The 18395-nt window shown below is 58.0% G+C and carries 13 protein-coding genes and 2 tRNA genes; 11 read left to right on the forward strand and 4 right to left on the reverse strand.

The genetic code is table 11. From position 1 onward, the window contains the following. Positions 1-12: 12 nt before the first annotated feature. Positions 13-3963: a trifunctional transcriptional regulator/proline dehydrogenase/L-glutamate gamma-semialdehyde dehydrogenase gene (gene putA, locus ACLI4M_RS18970; RefSeq protein WP_133623862.1), complete on the reverse strand. Its 3951-nt coding sequence runs from the start codon at positions 3961-3963 to the stop codon at positions 13-15. A gap of 434 nt (positions 3964-4397) precedes the next feature. On the opposite strand from putA, the gene putP reads away from it, so the two are divergent. The 6 genes from putP (at position 4398) to phoH (ending at position 10735) form a co-directional block, all read left to right on the forward strand. Then, positions 4398-5882 (forward strand): sodium/proline symporter PutP, encoded by a 1485-nt coding sequence (gene putP, locus ACLI4M_RS18975; RefSeq protein WP_133623861.1) that lies wholly within the window; start codon positions 4398-4400, stop codon positions 5880-5882. Between the two features lie 204 nt (positions 5883-6086). Further along, the gene (efeU, locus tag ACLI4M_RS18980; protein WP_133623860.1) at positions 6087-6920 is read left to right on the forward strand and encodes an iron uptake transporter permease EfeU; all 834 of its coding nucleotides are present in this window, start codon (positions 6087-6089) and stop codon (positions 6918-6920) included. A 55-nt stretch (positions 6921-6975) separates the two neighbouring features. After that, positions 6976-8103: an iron uptake system protein EfeO gene (gene efeO, locus ACLI4M_RS18985; RefSeq protein ID WP_133623859.1), complete on the forward strand. Its 1128-nt coding sequence runs from the start codon at positions 6976-6978 to the stop codon at positions 8101-8103. Positions 8104-8109: 6 nt separating this feature from the next. Continuing rightward, positions 8110-9393, forward strand: a complete 1284-nt coding sequence (efeB, locus tag ACLI4M_RS18990; protein WP_133623858.1) for an iron uptake transporter deferrochelatase/peroxidase subunit — start codon at positions 8110-8112, stop codon at positions 9391-9393. Positions 9394-9669: 276 nt separating this feature from the next. Beyond that, positions 9670-9882: a hypothetical protein gene (locus ACLI4M_RS18995; protein WP_048915748.1), complete on the forward strand. Its 213-nt coding sequence runs from the start codon at positions 9670-9672 to the stop codon at positions 9880-9882. A 64-nt stretch (positions 9883-9946) separates the two neighbouring features. Next, the gene (gene phoH / locus ACLI4M_RS19000) at positions 9947-10735 is read left to right on the forward strand and encodes a phosphate starvation-inducible protein PhoH (protein WP_048915749.1); all 789 of its coding nucleotides are present in this window, start codon (positions 9947-9949) and stop codon (positions 10733-10735) included. Positions 10736-10785: 50 nt separating this feature from the next. Here the strand turns inward: phoH and ACLI4M_RS19005 are convergent, their stop codons facing one another. Further along, positions 10786-11526: an NADPH-dependent oxidoreductase gene (locus ACLI4M_RS19005; RefSeq protein ID WP_048915750.1), complete on the reverse strand. Its 741-nt coding sequence runs from the start codon at positions 11524-11526 to the stop codon at positions 10786-10788. 480 nt (positions 11527-12006) lie between these two features. Further along, positions 12007-12094, reverse strand: a tRNA-Ser gene (locus ACLI4M_RS19010). 364 nt (positions 12095-12458) lie between these two features. Here ACLI4M_RS19010 and phoA point away from each other — a divergent pair. Beyond that, the gene (gene phoA, locus ACLI4M_RS19015; protein ID WP_133623857.1) at positions 12459-13862 is read left to right on the forward strand and encodes an alkaline phosphatase; all 1404 of its coding nucleotides are present in this window, start codon (positions 12459-12461) and stop codon (positions 13860-13862) included. Between the two features lie 351 nt (positions 13863-14213). Here the strand turns inward: phoA and ACLI4M_RS19020 are convergent. Continuing rightward, a tRNA-Ser gene (locus ACLI4M_RS19020) sits at positions 14214-14301 on the reverse strand. 231 nt (positions 14302-14532) lie between these two features. Here ACLI4M_RS19020 and ACLI4M_RS19025 point away from each other — a divergent pair. From ACLI4M_RS19025 to ACLI4M_RS19040, 4 genes are all read left to right on the forward strand, one after another. Next, entirely contained in the window at positions 14533-15999 is a 1467-nt protein-coding gene (locus ACLI4M_RS19025; RefSeq protein WP_253539066.1) for a peptide MFS transporter, read from the forward strand. An 88-nt stretch (positions 16000-16087) separates the two neighbouring features. Beyond that, positions 16088-17026: a glyoxylate/hydroxypyruvate reductase GhrA gene (gene ghrA / locus ACLI4M_RS19030; RefSeq protein WP_133623855.1), complete on the forward strand. Its 939-nt coding sequence runs from the start codon at positions 16088-16090 to the stop codon at positions 17024-17026. Positions 17027-17040: 14 nt separating this feature from the next. Continuing rightward, on the forward strand, positions 17041-17778 hold the full coding sequence (locus ACLI4M_RS19035) for a phosphatase (protein ID WP_133623854.1): 738 nt from the start codon (positions 17041-17043) through the stop codon (positions 17776-17778). Positions 17779-17814: 36 nt separating this feature from the next. Continuing rightward, positions 17815-18366: a TorD/DmsD family molecular chaperone gene (locus ACLI4M_RS19040; protein ID WP_133623853.1), complete on the forward strand. Its 552-nt coding sequence runs from the start codon at positions 17815-17817 to the stop codon at positions 18364-18366. Positions 18367-18395: the final 29 nt, after the last annotated feature.

Below are 18395 nucleotides of genomic sequence, written 5' to 3' on the forward strand. Positions count from 1 at the left end.
ACGATGTCCTGATTAACCAATCGTCATCAGACTGGCATTTCCCCCCGCCGCAGCGGTATTGACGCTCAGCGAACGCTCCAGCAGCAGGCGCTCCAGCAGCAGATTGGTTTCGCCGCGGGCAAAGCCCTGCACCGAAACAATTGCGCCGTCGCGGGCTGCTACGGCTTCACACAGGCTGCGCAGCTGATCGGCATCGCCATGATAGATCACCGCATCAAAGGTGGTGCTCTCCAGCGGCTTTGCGGCCAGCGAAATGCGCTGCTGCACAATCGCAGGGAGCTGCTGGCGCAGAGTGCGATGCAGATCGTCGTCCGCCCACAGCGCCTGACTACCGACTGCCGTCACGGCCGCCAGCTGCACCAGCGCGTCCTGCTCGTTATCCGCCAGGCACAGCACCTGTTCGCGCGGCAGCAGGGCAAAGGTGTTGCGCTCGCCGGTTGGGCCAGGCAGCAGGCGCACGGTTCCACCCTGGCCCAGTACCTCGTAGCGCGCACAGCAGGCGGCGAGTTCCGGACGATCTTTCGCCCATTCGCTTAGCGCCTGATGCGGCGCCAGCAGAGCAGGGCGCAGAACGGCATCGACCGGGCGCTCTTTATCCTGACGATCGAGCGTCACGCGCAGTGCGCCGTCCGGGCGGTGCGACAGCAGGCGGTAAAGATAGAGCGGGCCACCGGCCTTCGGACCGGTACCGGAGAGACCCTCGCCGCCAAACGGCTGCACCCCGACCACGGCACCGACCATGTTGCGGTTAACGTACAGGTTGCCAACGTGGGCTTTCTGCGTCACCTGAGCAATGGTCTCATCAATACGCGTGTGCACGCCGAGCGTCAGACCGTAACCGGAGGCATTAATATGCTCGATAATCTGCGGCAGCGCGTTACGCGCATAGCGCACCACGTGCAGTACCGGGCCAAACACCTCTTTGGTCAGGTCCGTCACGCTGTTCAGCTCAATCAGCGTTGGCATCACAAAGGTACCGGTCTGCCATTCGTGGCGATCTGCTGCCTGCGGCTGTGCGGCCTGGAACACGCTAAAGCCCTTGCTGCGCATGGTCTGGATATGCTCATCAATATTGGTTTTGGCCTCGGCATCAATCACCGGGCCGATATCGGTTGAGAAGCGCTCCGGGTTGCCCATGCGGCACTCGGCCATGGCACCGCGCAGCATCTGCAGCGTGTGCTCCGCCACGTCATCCTGAATACACAGCAGGCGCAGCGCCGAGCAGCGCTGGCCTGCGCTGTCGAACGCCGAAGCGACGATATCCGTCACCACCTGCTCGGTCAGCGCCGAGGAGTCGACGATCATCGCGTTCATGCCGCCGGTCTCTGCGATCAGCGGAGTCGGGCGGCCCTGCGGATCGAGGCGCCCGGCAAGGTTACGCTGCAGCAGGGTGGCAACGGCGGTAGAGCCGGTAAACATCACGCCGCGCACGCGCTCGTCCTGTACCAGCTGGGCGCCAACGGTTTCGCCGGCGCCCGGCAGCAGTTGTAACGCGCCAACCGGCACGCCAGCCTCATGCATAATGGCCACGGCCTGCGCGGCGATCAGCGGGGTCTGCTCGGCCGGCTTCGCCAGCACGCTGTTACCCGCCGCCAGCGCGGCAGCCACCTGGCCGCTGAAGATCGCCAGCGGGAAGTTCCACGGGCTGATGCAGACCACCGGGCCTAGCGGACGGTGGGTTTCGTTATCAAAATCGTCGCGCACCTGGCCCGCATAGTAGTGCAGGAAGTCTACGGCTTCACGTACTTCGGAGATGGCATTGCTGAAGGTTTTACCGGCTTCACGCACCAGGATGCCGATCAGTTGCTGCATCTGGCCTTCCATCATTACTGCGGCGCGTTCGAGTATCGCGGCGCGCTCCTGCGGCGGGGTGGCAAACCAAATCGCTCCTTCGCTGACGGCGGCATTGAGCGCGGCGGAGACTTCTGCGCGGGTGGCGCTGCGCACATAGCCCACCACATCTTTCGGCTCGGCGGGGTTAACCACCGCCACGCTTTCACCGCTTTCCAGTTCGGCATCAATCAGCGGCTCTACCTGCCAGCTCTGGCTGGCGCTGTTCAGCAACGCGCTGGAGAGCGAGGCAAGGCGATGCTCGTTAGCGAGATCCAGACCGGCGGAGTTCTGACGTTTCTCACCGTACAGATCGCGCGGCAGCGGGATTTTCGGATGCGGCAGGCCCAGAGCGCCTTCAGCGTGCGCCAGCTTCTCGACCGCTTCCACCGGATCGGCGACCAGCTCGTCAAGCGGCAGCGTGGCGTCGGCGATACGGTTAACGAACGAGGTGTTAGCGCCGTTTTCCAGCAGGCGGCGCACCAGGTAGGCCAGCAGGGTTTCATGCGTGCCGACCGGAGCATAGATGCGGCAAGGGCGGTTGAGTTTGCCGTCCGCCACTTTACCGACCACCTGCTCGTACAGCGGTTCACCCATGCCGTGCAGGCACTGGAACTCATACTGGCCAGGATAGTAGTTGTTGCCCGCCAGCTGGTAGATGGCTGCCAGCGTGTGGGCATTATGGGTGGCGAACTGCGGATAGATCAGGTTTGGCACCGCCAGCAGCTTGCGTGCGCAGGCCAGGTAAGAGATGTCGGTGTAGACCTTGCGGGTGTAGACCGGGTAGCCTTCCAGGCCGTCCATTTGGGCGCGTTTGATTTCGCTGTCCCAGTAGGCGCCTTTCACCAGACGGATCATCAGGCGGCGACGGCTGCGCTGGGCGAGGTCGGTCAGGTAGTCGATCACCATCGGGCAGCGTTTTTGATACGCCTGAATCACGAAGCCGATACCGTTCCAGCCTTCCAGCTCCGGTTCGAAGCACAGTTTTTCCAGCAGATCGAGCGACAGCTCAAGGCGGTCGGCCTCTTCAGCATCGATATTAATGCCGATGTCGTAGGAGCGTGCCAGCAGCGTCAGCGATTTAAGGATTGGGTACAGCTCCTCCATCACGCGCTCGTACTGGGCACGGCTGTAGCGCGGGTGCAGTGCGGAAAGCTTGATTGAAATGCCCGGACCCTCATATATGCCGCGCCCGTTAGAGGCTTTACCAATCGCGTTGATCGCCTGCTGGTAGGAGAGCAGGTAGGCTTTCGCATCCTGCGCCGTCAGCGCCGCTTCGCCCAGCATATCGTAGGAGTAGCGGAAGCCTTTCTCTTCCAGCTTGCGTGCGTTAGCCAGCGCCTCGGCAATGGTCTCTCCGGTGACGAACTGTTCGCCCATCAGGCGCATCGCCATATCCACGCCTTTGCGGATTAGCGGTTCGCCGCTCTTGCCGATAATGCGGTTCAGTGAACGCGACAGGTTCGCTTCGTTGTGGGTAGAGACCAGGCGGCCGGTGAACAGCAGGCCCCAGGTGGCGGCGTTTACGAACATTGACGGGCTGCGGCCAAGGTGGGAGTGCCAGTTACCGTTGCTGATTTTGTCGCGGATCAGGGCATCGCGCGTTGGCTTGTCGGGAATACGCAGCAGCGCTTCCGCGAGGCACATCAGCGCCACGCCTTCCTGAGAGGATAAAGAGAACTCCTGCAGCAGGCTTTGCACCATTCCGGCGCGCCCCGTTGCACCTTTTTGGTGACGCAGCTTGTCGGCCAGCTGGTAAGCGAGGCGATGCGTGGCTTCCGCCAGCGGCTTTGGTAAACGCGCCTGCTCCAGCAGCATCGGCACCGCTTCGGTCTCCGGGCGGCGCCAGGCGGAAGTGATAGCGGCACGGGCTACGGACTGCGGCAGGATCTGCTCGGCGAAGTCGAGGAACGGCTGATGCTGCGACTCCTCCGGCGGGCGCTCATCGCCCTCTACTTGCTGGCCGTTTGTCGGGATCTCCGGCAGCGCGCTGCCCTGTTCCACCTGCTGCAGATAGTTAAATATCGCCTGCTTGATCAGCCAGTGGGGCGTGCGGTCAATCTGCTGCGCTGCCAGTTTAATGCGCTCGCGCGTTGCGTCGTCCAGCTTCACGCCCATAGTGGTTGTGCCCATGCCTTACAGCTCCTGAATCAGTAATCAATATTCGATGAGGTGCAATATCACTGATGTTGCAACTTTGTGCAACCCGGTTAAATGTGACCTCGCCCTCATTCCTGAAAACCGCCATTTTGTTAACGAGCAAAAAGCGGCATGGATATTGCTGCAAGAATCCGGCCAGTTATGAAATGTGACGTATTACCTGGTTTTTTTTCGGGTTGTTACCGAGGTGCAACCCGGTTAAATGTGACGCAGTGCAACCTGCTGACATTTGAACGTAACTAGCAGGTGAAATGGCTGTGGATGATGTGTTAAATCGTTTGTGCGTCAACGCCGATTACGGCAGGATACCGCCCCCGGCAGAGAGCCCCCTGTGAAACGTGCCCCGTTCCGGCCGCTTCACGGCGCGTCTTTCGCCTGAGGATACTGATAATAAGTGGAGAACCTGAATGACTTTAAGTACACCGATGATGGTGACATTCTGTATTTATATTCTCGGCATGGTGTTGATCGGTTTTATTGCTTACCGCTCAACGAAAAACTTTGACGACTATATTCTGGGTGGCCGCAGCCTGGGCAGTCTGGTCACCGCGCTGTCAGCCGGGGCATCCGACATGAGCGGCTGGCTGCTGATGGGCCTGCCGGGGGCCATTTTCCTCTCAGGCATTTCTGAAAGCTGGATCGCCATAGGTTTGACGATCGGCGCTTACCTAAACTGGAAGATTGTTGCTGGCCGTCTGCGCGTGCAGACCGAGCACCATGACAATGCCCTGACGCTGCCGGACTACTTCTCCAGCCGCTTCGAGGATAAGAGCAAAGTTCTGCGGGTGATTTCCGCCCTGATCATTCTGGTGTTCTTCACCATCTATTGTGCCTCTGGCGTGGTGGCTGGTGCGCGTCTGTTCGAAAGCACTTTCGGTATGAGCTATGAAACGGCCCTGTGGGCCGGTGCCGCAGCGACTATCGTTTACACCTTTGTTGGCGGCTTCCTCGCGGTGAGCTGGACCGACACCGTGCAGGCCAGCCTGATGATTTTCGCGCTGATCCTGACGCCGGTCATGGTTATTCTGGCAGTCGGTGGCCTGGGTGATTCACTGGAGGTGATCCGCGCGAAAAGCGTTGAGAACCTCGACATGCTGAAGAACCTTAACTTTATCGCTATCGTCTCCCTGCTGGGCTGGGGCCTGGGCTATTTTGGCCAGCCGCACATCCTGGCGCGCTTCATGGCTGCTGACTCCCACCGCTCGATTCGTAGCGCACGTCGTATCGGCATGACCTGGATGATCCTGTGCCTCGGCGGTGCCGTGGCGGTGGGCTTCTTCGGTATTGCTTACTTCCAGAACCATCCGGATCAGGCTTCCGGCGTATCTGAAAATGGTGAGCGTATCTTTATCGAACTGACGCGTATTCTGTTCAACCCGTGGATTGCCGGGATCCTGCTGTCGGCCATTCTGGCGGCGGTGATGTCGACGCTGAGCTGCCAGCTGCTGGTCTGTTCCAGCGCGCTGACGGAAGATCTGTATAAAAACTTCCTGCGCAAAAATGCCACTCAGCGCGAGCTGGTGTGGGTAGGGCGCCTGATGGTGCTGCTGGTGGCGGTGATTGCTATTGCCCTGGCGTCTGACCCGAACAACCGCGTGCTGGGCCTGGTGAGCTATGCCTGGGCGGGCTTTGGTGCTGCCTTTGGCCCGGTGGTGCTGCTGTCGCTGATCTGGAAACGCATGACGCGTAACGGCGCGCTGGCGGGGATGATCGTGGGTGCGGCAACCGTGCTTATCTGGAAGCAGTACGCCTGGTTTGGCCTCTACGAAATTATTCCGGGCTTCCTGTTCGCCTGCATCGCGATTGTGCTGTTCAGCCTGCTGGGCAAAGGCCCGTCGGCGGCGGCGCAGCAGCGCTTTGATGCTGCGGAAGCGGAGTATCAGGCAGACTAACGCTCAAGGGCCAGCCCATTCTGGCCCTTTTCATTTACGCCCACCCCCACCGTTACATCTGCTTAATGTTTTTTCCCCTCACAAAACTCGAAAATATCCCTTGCCCGGCTTGTATTTCTTCCTTCGATAATGATAATCGATATCGTTCGTATTTTACTTATCTTTACTGGATTTGACTGAAGTTAACAGTTAGAGGGTTATGGCATGTTTGTCCCGTTTCTCATCATGTTACGCGAAGGGCTCGAGGCGGCGCTGATTGTCAGCCTGATCGCCAGCTATCTGAAGCGTACTCAGCGCAGTCAGTGGTTCCCCGCCATGTGGATTGGGGTGTTTGCCGCTGCCGCGCTCTGCCTTGCCCTTGGCTGGTTTATCAATGAAACCACCGGTGAATTTCCGCAGAAACAGCAGGAGCTGTTTGAGGGTATCGTCGCCGTGGTCGCGGTGGTGGTGCTCACCTGGATGGTGTTCTGGATGCGTAAAGTGTCACGCAACGTAAAGGCACAGCTGGAAGACGCCGTCGACAGCGCCCTGCAGAAGGGCAACAGCAGCGGCTGGGCATTGGTGTTGATGGTCTTTCTTGCCGTGGCGCGTGAAGGGCTGGAGTCGGTATTCTTCCTGCTGGCCGCCTTTCAGCAGGACGTGGGCTACGCGCCCCCGCTCGGCGCGATGCTTGGCCTCGGCACCGCCGTGGTGCTCGGCATGCTGATCTACTGGGGCGGCGTGCGCCTTAACCTGGGCAGTTTCTTCAAATGGACCAGCCTGTTTATCATTTTCGTCGCGGCTGGCCTGGCGGCGGGGGCGATCCGCGCCTTTCATGAAGCCGGTTTATGGAATCACTTCCAGGACGTGGCATTTGATTTCAGTCATACCCTCACGACGCACAGCGTGTTTGGCACTCTGCTGGAAGGCCTGCTGGGCTACCAGGAAGCGCCGAGCGTCAGCGAAGTGGCGATGTGGTTTATCTACCTTATTCCGGCTCTGCTGCTGTTTATTATGCCGGGACGTGTTGCAACCTCCACAGCGCCTGGCGTGCGCTGATTCCGCCGGACGGGCCTGGCCCGCCGATGATAATACTTTGACAGGGATTACCTCTATGACCATGCATTTTCGCCGTCATGCGCTGAACGCCGCGCTGCTGGCTACTTTGACGACATCCGGCGCGGCGCTGGCGGCTGATATTCCCCAGGTTAAGGTCAGCGTAAATGACAAGCAGTGTACCCCGATGACGCTGACGGTGGACGCGGGTAAAACCCAGTTCATCATCAAGAACGACAGCCAGAAAGCGCTGGAGTGGGAGATCCTGAAAGGGGGGATGGTGGTGGAAGAGCGTGAAAACATCGCGCCGTCCTTTACCCAGAAGCTGACCGCCAACCTGGAAGCCGGGGAGTACGATATTACCTGTGGCCTGCTGAGCAACCCGAAAGGTAAGCTGATTGTCAAAGCCAGCGGCAGCAAAGCCAATGATGGCAAGCCGGACGTGCTGCAGCTGGTCGGACCGATTGCCGAGTACAAAGTGTACGTGACCAAAGAAGTCGAGCAGCTGGTTGCCAGTACCAAAGCCTTTACCGATGCGGTGAAAGCCGGAGATCTGGAAAAAGCCAAAGCCCTGTTTGCGCCAACCCGCCAGCACTACGAGCGCATCGAGCCGATCGCCGAACTGTTCTCCGACCTCGACGGTGCCATTGACGCCCGTGAAGATGACTTCGAGAAGAAAGCGGAGGACCCGAATTTCACCGGTTTCCACCGCCTGGAGAAAGTGTTATTTGCTGATAACACCACCAAAGGGATGGATAAATTTGCCGACCAGCTGTACACAAATGTGCTGGATCTGCAGACCCGCATCAACGAACTGGCCTTCCCGCCGGGTAAAGTGGTGGGCGGGGCTGCCGGTCTGATTGAGGAAGTCGCGTCCAGCAAGATTTCGGGTGAAGAAGACCGCTACAGCCGTACCGACCTGTGGGATTTCCAGGCCAACGTTGATGGCGCGCAGAAAATTGTTAACCTGCTGCGCCCGCTGGTGCAGAAACAGAACCCGCAGCTGCTGGCAAAGGTGGACGGTAACTTTAACAAGGTGGATACCATTCTCGCCAGGTACCGCACCAAAGACGGCTATGAATCTTACGACAAATTGACCGATGCGGACCGTAACGCACTGAAAGGCCCAATCACGGCGCTGGCCGAAGACCTTTCTCTGCTGCGTGGCACGCTTGGCCTGGACTAATCAGAAATGGCAAAATCCGTTGACGACGTGGCGCTGACGTCACGCCGTCGTTTACTGAAAGGAATGGGCATCCTCAGCGGTGCCCTGGCCGTGGCGGGCGGTTGCCCGGTTCATGCCGCCGCTGAGGGGGACTCTTTCTCACCGGGGGCGTTATCGCCAAATGCCCGTCAGGAAAGCCAGCCGTTTTACGGCAGGCATCAGGCCGGGATCGTCACCCCGCAGCAGGCGTCGATGATGCTGGTGGCCTTCGACGTGCTGGCGACGGATAAGACGAGCCTGCAGCAGCTGTTCAAGCTGCTGACGGCGCGCATCGCGTTTCTCACCCGCGGCGGGAAAGCGCCGCGGGTGACCAACCCGCAGCTGCCGCCGATGGACTCCGGCATTCTCGGTGAGGAGATCTACCCGGATAACCTGACGATTACCGTTTCCGTGGGGCATTCGCTGTTCGATGAGCGCTTTGGGCTGCAGGCGCTGACTCCGCTTAAGCTGCAGCGTATGACCCGGTTCCCCAACGACGCGCTGGATGCCAGCCTGTGTCACGGCGACCTGCTATTACAGATCTGCGCCAATACCAATGACACGGTGATCCACGCGCTGCGCGATATCATCAAGTACACCCCGGACTTGCTCAGCGTACGCTGGCGGCGCGAGGGGTTTATCTCCGACCACGCCGCGCGCAGCAAAGGTAAAGAGACGCCGATTAACCTGCTGGGCTTTAAGGATGGCACGGCGAACCCTGATACGGCAGATACCAGCCTGATGGATTCGATTCTGTGGGTGGGCAAAGGGCAGGGTGAACCGGCATGGACGCTGGGCGGCAGTTATCAGGCGGCACGCATTATTCAGTTCCGCGTGGAGTTCTGGGACCGCACGCCGCTGCGTGAACAGCAGACCATCTTCGGCCGTGAAAAGCACAGCGGCGCACCGCTGGGTATGCACAACGAGCATGATGTGCCGGACTACAGCCAGGATCCGGATGGCGACATTATCCCGCTGGATGCGCATATTCGCCTGGCCAACCCGCGCACGCCGGAAACGCAAAACAACCTGATGCTGCGCCGTGGTTACAGTTATTCGCTGGGCGTTTCCCGTTCCGGCCAGCTGGAAATGGGGCTGCTATTTGTTTGTTATCAGCACGATCTGGAAAAAGGATTTTTGACCGTGCAGAAACGATTAAATGGCGAAGCGCTGGAAGAGTATATAAAACCGATCGGCGGGGGCTATTACTTTGTCCTGCCGGGCGTACCGGATGCGGAACACTATCTGGCACAGGGATTGCTGGAAGCCTGACCTAATTAGCGGATTTGACTTAAGTCCGCTAATTTTCCTTTTAACTTACGCTCCCTTAAAATGACATCAGACAATCTTAACTGATTATAAAACACCCAGTCGCTGTTTTTACTGACGCCATTGTTAATAAAGTGATATTTATAACCTGATGATTAATAGAGTATTATCGAAAGTGTCATTATACTCGTAAAAAAAGTGTTGCATTTTTTTGGTAAACTGCTGAATATGAAATTGCTGTTGATTTTCGCATATAGTTTCCCACTACGGAGATAGCGAATGCTGAAGTCCTTTAACGGACCACAAGTGAAAAAGTCATACATCGCCTTGATTCGCGAGGAGCTCATTTCCTCGGTAGCTTTCTCTTCTTTTACAATCCAACTGCTGTTCCAACACTCCTTTAAACCTTTTTTGGTGCATAGCCTGCAAGCGTATCGCTATGCATTTTTACCAACGGCTAGACCAGGCTTAAAAGGAAGCCATGACCTCTAAAGCGTTCACGTAATCGCATCGATAATAGGGATGCGGGAAATGAAACCAACTGTAAGGTGCCACTATGGGAAGACAGAAAGCAGTGATCAAAGCTCGTCGTGAAGCAAAACGTGTGCTTCGTAGCGATTCACGCAGTCACCGTCAGCGTGAAGAAGAATCGGTCACCTCGCTGGTGCAGATGGGTGGGCTGGATTCGATTGGCATGGCACGCGATAGCCGCGACCATTCACCGATTGAAGCCAGAAATGAAGCTCAGGCGCACTATCTCAACGCCATAGAAACCAAGCAACTGATCTTCGCTACGGGCGAAGCAGGTTGTGGTAAAACCTGGATCAGCGCCGCAAAAGCGGCCGAGGCCCTGATTCATAAGGATGTTGACAGGATTATAGTGACTCGCCCGGTACTTCAGGCGGATGAGGATTTGGGATTCCTTCCAGGGGATATCTCAGAAAAATTCGCCCCGTATTTCCGGCCGGTATATGACGTTCTGGTTAAACGTCTTGGCTCTTCCTTTATGCAGTACTGCCTGCGTCCCGAAATTGGCAAAGTGGAAATTGCGCCGTTTGCCTATATGCGAGGCCGCACGTTTGAAAACGCCGTGGTGATTCTGGATGAGGCGCAGAACGTCACCGCCGCCCAAATGAAGATGTTCCTGACGCGCCTTGGGGAAAACGTGACCGTCATTGTTAACGGCGATATCACCCAGTGTGATTTACCGTCCCATGTTCAGTCCGGCCTGGCCGACGCGCTGTCGCGCTTCCAGGACGACGAGATGGTGAGCGTGGTCCGTTTCGGAAAAGAGGACTGCGTGCGTTCTCAGCTCTGTCAGCGCACGCTGCTGGCTTACGGTTAATCGCTTAAGCCCTGATGAAAGCCCGGCCAGTTGGCCGGGCTTTTTTATGGCTACTCGTCAGTGCCAAAGCCCTGTTTCAGCACGGCTGGCTGCACCTGCGGGAAATAAATATGGTCGTAATAGCTGGCGGTATTGTTACCCCAGTTATCGCCATCGGTTCGCCCGGTCTGCTGCCAGTGCGCGACCAGCACCTCGTTATACGCTTTGATCACCTCAGGCAGCATCGCGCTGTTATAGCGCTCCTCGTGGCGGAAGCCCGCCAGCGACATACGCGGTTTCTGAACGGCAGGTTGATCAACATACCCCAGCACCACCCCCGCTACCGGGAAGGTCAGCTCAGGCAGGTTAAGCAGCTCAATCATCGCCTGCGGCTCGCGGCGGATCCCGCCAATTGGCACCACGCCCAGCCCGTGAGAGCGGGCAGCGGTCATCACGGTCGCCAGCGCGATTCCAATATCGGTCGCACCGGAGATCAGGCTTTCCAGGCTCTCATGCGCGATCTGCTGTTTGCCTTCCGCCTCAATTGCCAGCTGGCTTTTGTGCATATCCAGCACAAAGGTGATAAACACCGGGGCTTTCGCGATCCACGGCTGTCCACCGGCAATTTCCGCGATTTTTGCGCGGGTGGCAGCATCACGCACCACCACCAGCGATACCTGCTGGGAATTTACCGAAGTTGGCGCACGCCAGGCCGTTTCGACAATGTCATCAATAATCGTGTCGGCAATGGGGGTGTCAAGATAGCTGCGATCGCTGCGGTGGCTTTTCAGCAGTTGAGTGATTTCGTTCATGTGATACCTGGTGTTCTGAATATGTAGAGTGTGAAGGTAGTGAAGATCCAGGGGTAACGGCTACGCATTTTGTGCGGCAGATCACATTTTTTGCTGTAGGGGGCGACCGCTTCTCTGGTCGCCCCGCAAAACCTTCAAAGCGGCGCTGGATATTAAATAACATCGCGTTGGTCGCGCAGGTGTAGGGGCGGGGCATGCCTCGCCCTCCGCGAATGCGGGTCGGGCATGCCCGACCCCTACGCAAAACGCAAAAAAAAAAGCCAAAACTTTCGCTCAGGCAATTCTCTTTGAATAGGGTGGTGAGAGAGGGGGACTATACCTTTAAAGCGGCGCTGGATATTAAATAACATCGCGTTGGTCGCGCAGGTGTAGGGGCGGGGCATGCCTCGCCCTCCGCGAATGCGGGTCGGGCATGCCCGACCCCTACGCAAAACGCAAAAAAAATGCCTGAACTTTCGCTCAGGCATTTCTTTTTGAATATGGTGGTGAGAGAGGGGTTCGAACCCTCGATACGTTGCCGTATACACACTTTCCAGGCGTGCTCCTTCAGCCACTCGGACACCTCACCATATTTTACTGCCGCTACCCGCAGGGGGTAACGGGGCGCTACTATAGGCAGTCGCGGGTAATGGGTCAAGCAGTATTTTTCCCTGTGCTTCTATTCGCTTAAGTGATGAGCAACCAAGGATAATCTGGTGCAGCCAGTGCGCAATTCGCCATAAACGGCGAAGCTCGCCTTTTATGCCGTTAGAACGGCAGGCCGGGCTTTAAGCCGGGCTGATATCAGCAGCTAAACCCTGTGAAGCGATCGGCCAGCCATAAGGTAAATTGACATTAATCTGTCACAAATAAGTCGCAAAGCTGAAATAGTTGTATCGCAGACTGACTCCCTGAAATCTTTAGCAAAACTTATTCATGGAGATCGCCGTTAAATGAAACATCAAGCTTTCGCACTTTCCCTGCTGACCTCACTGATCTGCTCCTCTGCCGTCGCCGATATCGCCACGTACCAGCGGGCCGCGCAGGGTGACATGACTCAGCCGGGCGGAGCACGTCGCCTGAGCGGTGACCAGACCGAGGCGATTAAAGCGTCGTTAAGCAACAGCACGGCGAAAAACGTTATTCTGCTGATCGGCGACGGCATGGGCGACTCCGAAATTACGGCGGCGCGAAACTATGCGCAAGGGGCGGGCGGCTTCTTTAAAGGGATTGATGCGCTGCCGCTCACCGGACAGTACACCCACTATGCGCTGGATAAGAAAACCCACAAGCCTGACTATGTGACTGACTCCGCAGCATCCGCCACCGCCTGGGCAACCGGCGTGAAGTCCTATAATGGGGCGATTGGCGTTGATGTGACGGGTAAAGATCACCCCTCGCTGCTGGAGCTGGCGAAAGCCGCCGGTAAAGCGACCGGCAATGTGTCAACCGCAGAGCTGGAAGATGCCACCCCGGCGGCGCAGATTGCCCACGTCACCTCGCGTAAGTGCTACGGCCCGGTCAAAACCAGCGAGCTGTGCGCCAGCAATGCGCTGGAGCAGGGCGGTAAAGGCTCGATTGCTGAGCAGTTGCTAAATGCGCGCGCCGACGTCACCTTTGGCGGCGGCGGGAAGACCTTCAGCGAAACGGCAAAAGCCGGCGAGTGGCAGGGCAAAACGCTGGAAGAGCAGGCGAAGCTACGCGGCTATCAGCTGGTGAACGATCTCGACGGCATGAATGCGCTGACCTCTGCCAGCGACGCGCAGCCGGTGCTGGGGCTGTTCGCTGCCGGGAATATGCCGGTGCGCTGGAAAGGCCCCAAGGCCACTTACCACGGTAATCTTGATGGCAAACCGATTACCTGCGAAGTCAACGCGGAGCGCCCGGCATCCACCCCGACGCTGGCGCAGATGACCGATAAGGCTATTGCGCTGCTGAGCAGTAAACCGGAGGGCTTCTTCCTGCAGGTGGAAGGCGCTTCTATTGATAAGCAGGATCACGCGGCCAATCCGTGCGGGCAGATTGGTGAAACCGTCGATCTGGACGAAGCGGTGCAGAAGGCGCTGGAGTTTGCGCGCAAAGAGGGCAATACCCTGGTGATTGTCACTGCCGATCATGCGCACTCCAGCCAGATTATCGCCAACGACAGCAAAGCCCCGGGCCTGACGCAGACGCTGATCACCAAAGATGGCAGCCCGATGACCATCAGCTACGGTAATTCAGAAGAGGATTCGCAGGGCCACACCGGCACCCAGCTGCGCATCGCCGCCTTTGGCCCGCACGCGGCCAATGTCGTCGGCCTGACCGATCAGACCGATCTGTTCTATACCATTAAAGCGGCGCTGGATATTAAATAATCACGCATTTTACGGGCCGATTGAAAAAAAGGATCGGCCCCTACAGCACACAGGAAGATGTAGGGGGCGACCGCTTTTCTGGTCGCCCCACAAATGCAAAAAATGCCTGAACTTTCGCTGAGGCATTTCTCTTTAAATAGGGTGGTGAGAGAGGGGGATCACTCGCACCATCCCTGGCGCTCGCCCTGTACCTTTAAAGCGGCGCTGGATATTAAATAGCATCCCGTTGGTCGCGCAGGTGTAGGGGCGAGGCATGCCTCGCCCTCCGTTAATGCGGGTCGGGCACGCCCGACCCCTACGCAAAATGCATAAAAAAAGTCTGAACGTGAGTTCAGACTTTCTCTTTAAATATGGTGGTGAGAGAGGGGTTCGAACCCTCGATACGTTGCCGTATACACACTTTCCAGGCGTGCTCCTTCAGCCACTCGGACACCTCACCATATTGTTGCCGCAACCAGGTTGCTGACGGGCGCTAATGTAGGGAAAAGTGCGGTTGCGGTCAACTGCCTTTCGACTATTTTGAGTGCGTTTAGTCAGTTTTAACGCACTTTGCTGGTTTAAACGCCAGCCAGGTTCAGATTAGGCCGCTAAAGCCAAATCGGCGCGCATCGCCAGGCGCAAAAGGTGCATAATAACCGACTTATTTTGGCAGGAAAAACAGAGGTTAGTTGTGGACCACACCAACCGTATCCCCCAACAGCAGGTGCCGGGGGGAACCGGCGCGCTGTTCTTTATTCAAATTTTTGCCACCATGGGCTTCGCGGTGCTTTACTCCAGCCTGGTGCTGTACGCCACCAAAAAACTCGGCTTCAGCGAAGGGCAGGCCAACACCATGATGGGCGTGTTCGGCGCCTTTAACTACGGTCTGCACCTGTTCGGTGGCTACCTTGGCGGTCGCTTCCTCAGCAACCGTAATCTTTTCGTGCTGGGAATGGTGCTGCAGGTTGCTGGCTGCTGGACGCTCTCCGGACAGAGCGCGGAAGGCCTTTACTGGGGGCTGGCGATGTTCCTGACCGGCAGCGGCCTCAATGTCACCTGCATTAATATGATGCTGACCCAGCGCTTTGCCCCGGAAGATAACCGCCGTGAGAGCGCCTTCCTGTGGAACTACGCCGGGATGAACCTCGGATTCTTCCTCGGCTTTACCGGCGCGGGCTACTTCCAGCTCAGCGAGCACTATGAAGCGCTGTTCCTGTTCGCCACTATCGGTAACGCGGTGGCCATTGTTATCTCGCTGCTACGCTGGAAAGTGCTGGCCGATATCAGTACTCCGCTGCTGCAGGCAAACCCGCGCCAGTTCCGCTGGCGCATGCTGGCCGGGCTGGTGATTCTGGTGGCGCTGGTGCCGCTGATCCGCCTGATGCTCAATCACGCCGGGTTTACCGGGGCGTTTGTGCTGGCGCTGGGCGCAGCGATCTTCCTGCTGCTGTGCTTTACCACGCTGCGCCATCGCCCGCGTGATGAGCAGCGCCGCATGTGTGCTTACCTGATCCTCGCGCTGGGTGCGCTGGTGTTCTGGACGCTGTACCAGCTGGCGCCGATGGGCCTGATGCTGTTCACCGAGCACAATATTAACCTCCGCGTGTACGGCATTCAGGTGGCCCCGCAGTGGGTGCAGAATATCAACACCCTGGTGATTGTTTTCGGCGGGCCACTACTGGCTATCTGGTTCCGCAACCTGCGCGAGCGCGGCTGGCGCATCGATATCCCGCTGCAGTTCTCCGCCTCGCTGTTTATGATCGGGCTGGGCATGCTGGTGCTGCCGCTGGGCATTGCGCTGGCGGGCGGTGACGGCATTGTGGCGTTCAAATGGATTGTCATCAGCTACGTATTGCAGAGCATCGCCGAACTGCTGCTCTCGCCGATTGGCTATGCGATGATCGGCAAGCTGGCTCCGGCGCGCTATCAGGGAGTCATGATGGGCTGCTGGATGATGGTGACCGGCGTGGCGTCGGTGCTGTCCGGCTACGTTTCCGCGCTGATGCCGGAAAACAGCGGCAGCACGCCGCTGCTGACTAACCCCGGCTACAGCCATATCTTCAGCCTGCTCGGCTGGGGCAGCGCGGCGGTCGGTTTAGTGCTGATCTGCCTGATCCCGCTGCTGCGCCGACTGATCCAGCAGGTCGACCGGCCCTAATTCTTTTCGGGGCAGTTCTCTGCCCCAAATTTTCACTTGCCAGCCGCCGCGTTTTCCCTGAGCCTAAACAAAAACCAGGAGAGAAAACGTGGACATCCTTTTTTATCACCCGTCTTTTAAGGCAGAGACCTGGATCACCGGGTTACAGCAGCGATTACCCCATGCACGCATTCGTCAGTGGCAGCCCGGCGACGATCGGCCGGCCGATTATGCGCTGGTACGTCAGCCGCCGGTAGAGATGTTAAAAGGGCGGGCGCTGAAGGGCGTCTTTGCGCTCGGCGCCGGCGTGGATGATATCCTCGGCCAGCTGCGCGAGCATCCGGATATGCTGGCACCCGGGGTGCCGCTGTTCCGCCTGGAAGATACCGGCATGGGCCGCCAGATGCAGGAGTATGCGGTTTATCACGTCCTCGGCTGGTTCCGCCGCTTCCCGGAATATCAGAAACAGAAAACCGAAACCCTGTGGCACCATCTGCGCAACTACGCGCGCCGCGACTTCACCATTGGTATTCTTGGTGCGGGCGTGCTGGGCAGCAGCGTCGCCAACAGCCTGCTGGCGTGGGATTTCCCGGTCAGCTGCTGGAGCCGCTCGCCGAAGCAGATTGAGGGCGTCACCAGCTTCCATGGTGAAGCGCAGCTCGGCGAGTTTCTTGCCGGGAGCCAGGTGTTAATTAACCTGTTGCCCAATACCCCGCAAACCCACGGTATCATCAACCGCCAGCTGCTCAGCCAGCTGAAGCCCGGCGCATTTCTGCTTAACCTCGCACGCGGTGCGCACCTGGTGGAAGCCGATCTGCTGGCCGCGCTGGAAGCGGGCGAAGTGAAAGCGGCGGCGCTCGACGTGTTTAATCACGAACCGCTGCCCGCCGAACACGCGTTCTGGTCGCACCCGGATATCGCCATCACCCCACATAATGCCGCTGTAACCTTGCCAGATGAAGCTATGGACTACATTGCACGGTCGATTACCCGGCGCGAGAGCGGTGAAATGCCGGAAGGGCGCGTCGATATCGAACGGGGTTACTAATCAGGAGAGAACAGATGTATCCAGTTGACCTTCACATGCATACCGTTGCCAGCACCCATGCCTACAGCACGCTGCGCGACTACGTATTACAGGCGCAGACCTGCGGCGTTAAGCTGCTGGCGATCACCGATCACGGCCCGGATATGGCCGATGCTCCGCACTACTGGCATTTTGTGAATATGAAAGTCTGGCCGCGGGTGATTGACGGCGTGGGCGTGCTGCGCGGCATCGAAGCCAATATCAAAAATGTGCAGGGCGAGATCGACTGCAGCGGCCCGATGCTGGGTTCGATTGATATTATCGTTGCCGGGTTCCACGAGCCGGTATTTCCTCCGCAGGATGAAGCGACCCATACCCAGGCGATGATCGCCGCGATGGCCAGCGGGCTGGTGCATATTATCAGCCATCCCGGCAACCCAAATTACCCGATCGATATTCATGCGGTCGCTGAAGCAGCGGCGAAGTATGATGTGGCGCTGGAGCTGAATAACTCCTCATTTACCACCTCGCGCAAGGGCAGTGAACCCAACTGCCGTAAAGTCGCGCAAGCGGTGCGCGATGCGGGGGGCCGCCTGGCATTAGGCTCTGATTCTCACACCGCCTTTACCCTCGGTAATTTTGAGCACTGTCTGCGTATCCTGCGCGAGGTGGATTTTCCTGAAGATCGCGTGTTAAATGTCACGCCGCGCCGCCTGCTGGACTTCCTGCAGCAGCGTACCGGTAAGGAAATAGCTGAATTCGCCGATTTGTGACAGTGTCACGCATAACTTCTTACGGAATTGAAAGACATGAATGAGTTTTCCATCATCTGCCGCATTTTAGGCTCGCTTTACAACCGCCAGCCGCAGGACCCTTTGCTGGTGCCGCTGTTCCAGATGCTGCGTGAAGGTAAACTGCAACAGCACTGGCCGCTGGAGCAGGATGAGCTGCTGACCCGTTTGCAGCAGAACTGTGACCCACAGACGCTGGCAACCGACTATAACGCCCTGTTTGTTGGCAGCGAATGCCGAGTGTCGCCTTTCGGTTCGCAGTGGGAGAATGGCCCGCAGGAAGCGGAGGTGCGTGCTTTTCTTACCAGCCGCGGCATGCCGCTGAGCGATGCACCTGCCGACCATATTGGCGCACTGCTGCTGGCGGCATCATGGCTGGAGGATCAGTCCGAGGCGGATGAAATCTCGGCGCAGATTACCCTGTTTGATGAGTATCTGCTGCCGTGGGTGGGGGCGTTCCTGGGGAAAGTGGAAGCCCATGCGACCACCGCCTTTTACCGCACGCTGGCCGTCATCAGCCGTGAAGCGATTCAGGCGATGCGCGACGAGCTGGAAGACGATATCGCGTAGGGTGTCAGGCAAGCCTGACCCGTTCATCA

The organism is Erwinia sp. LJJL01, from assembly GCF_047300805.2.
Classification (GTDB): domain Bacteria; phylum Pseudomonadota; class Gammaproteobacteria; order Enterobacterales; family Enterobacteriaceae; genus Erwinia; species Erwinia aphidicola.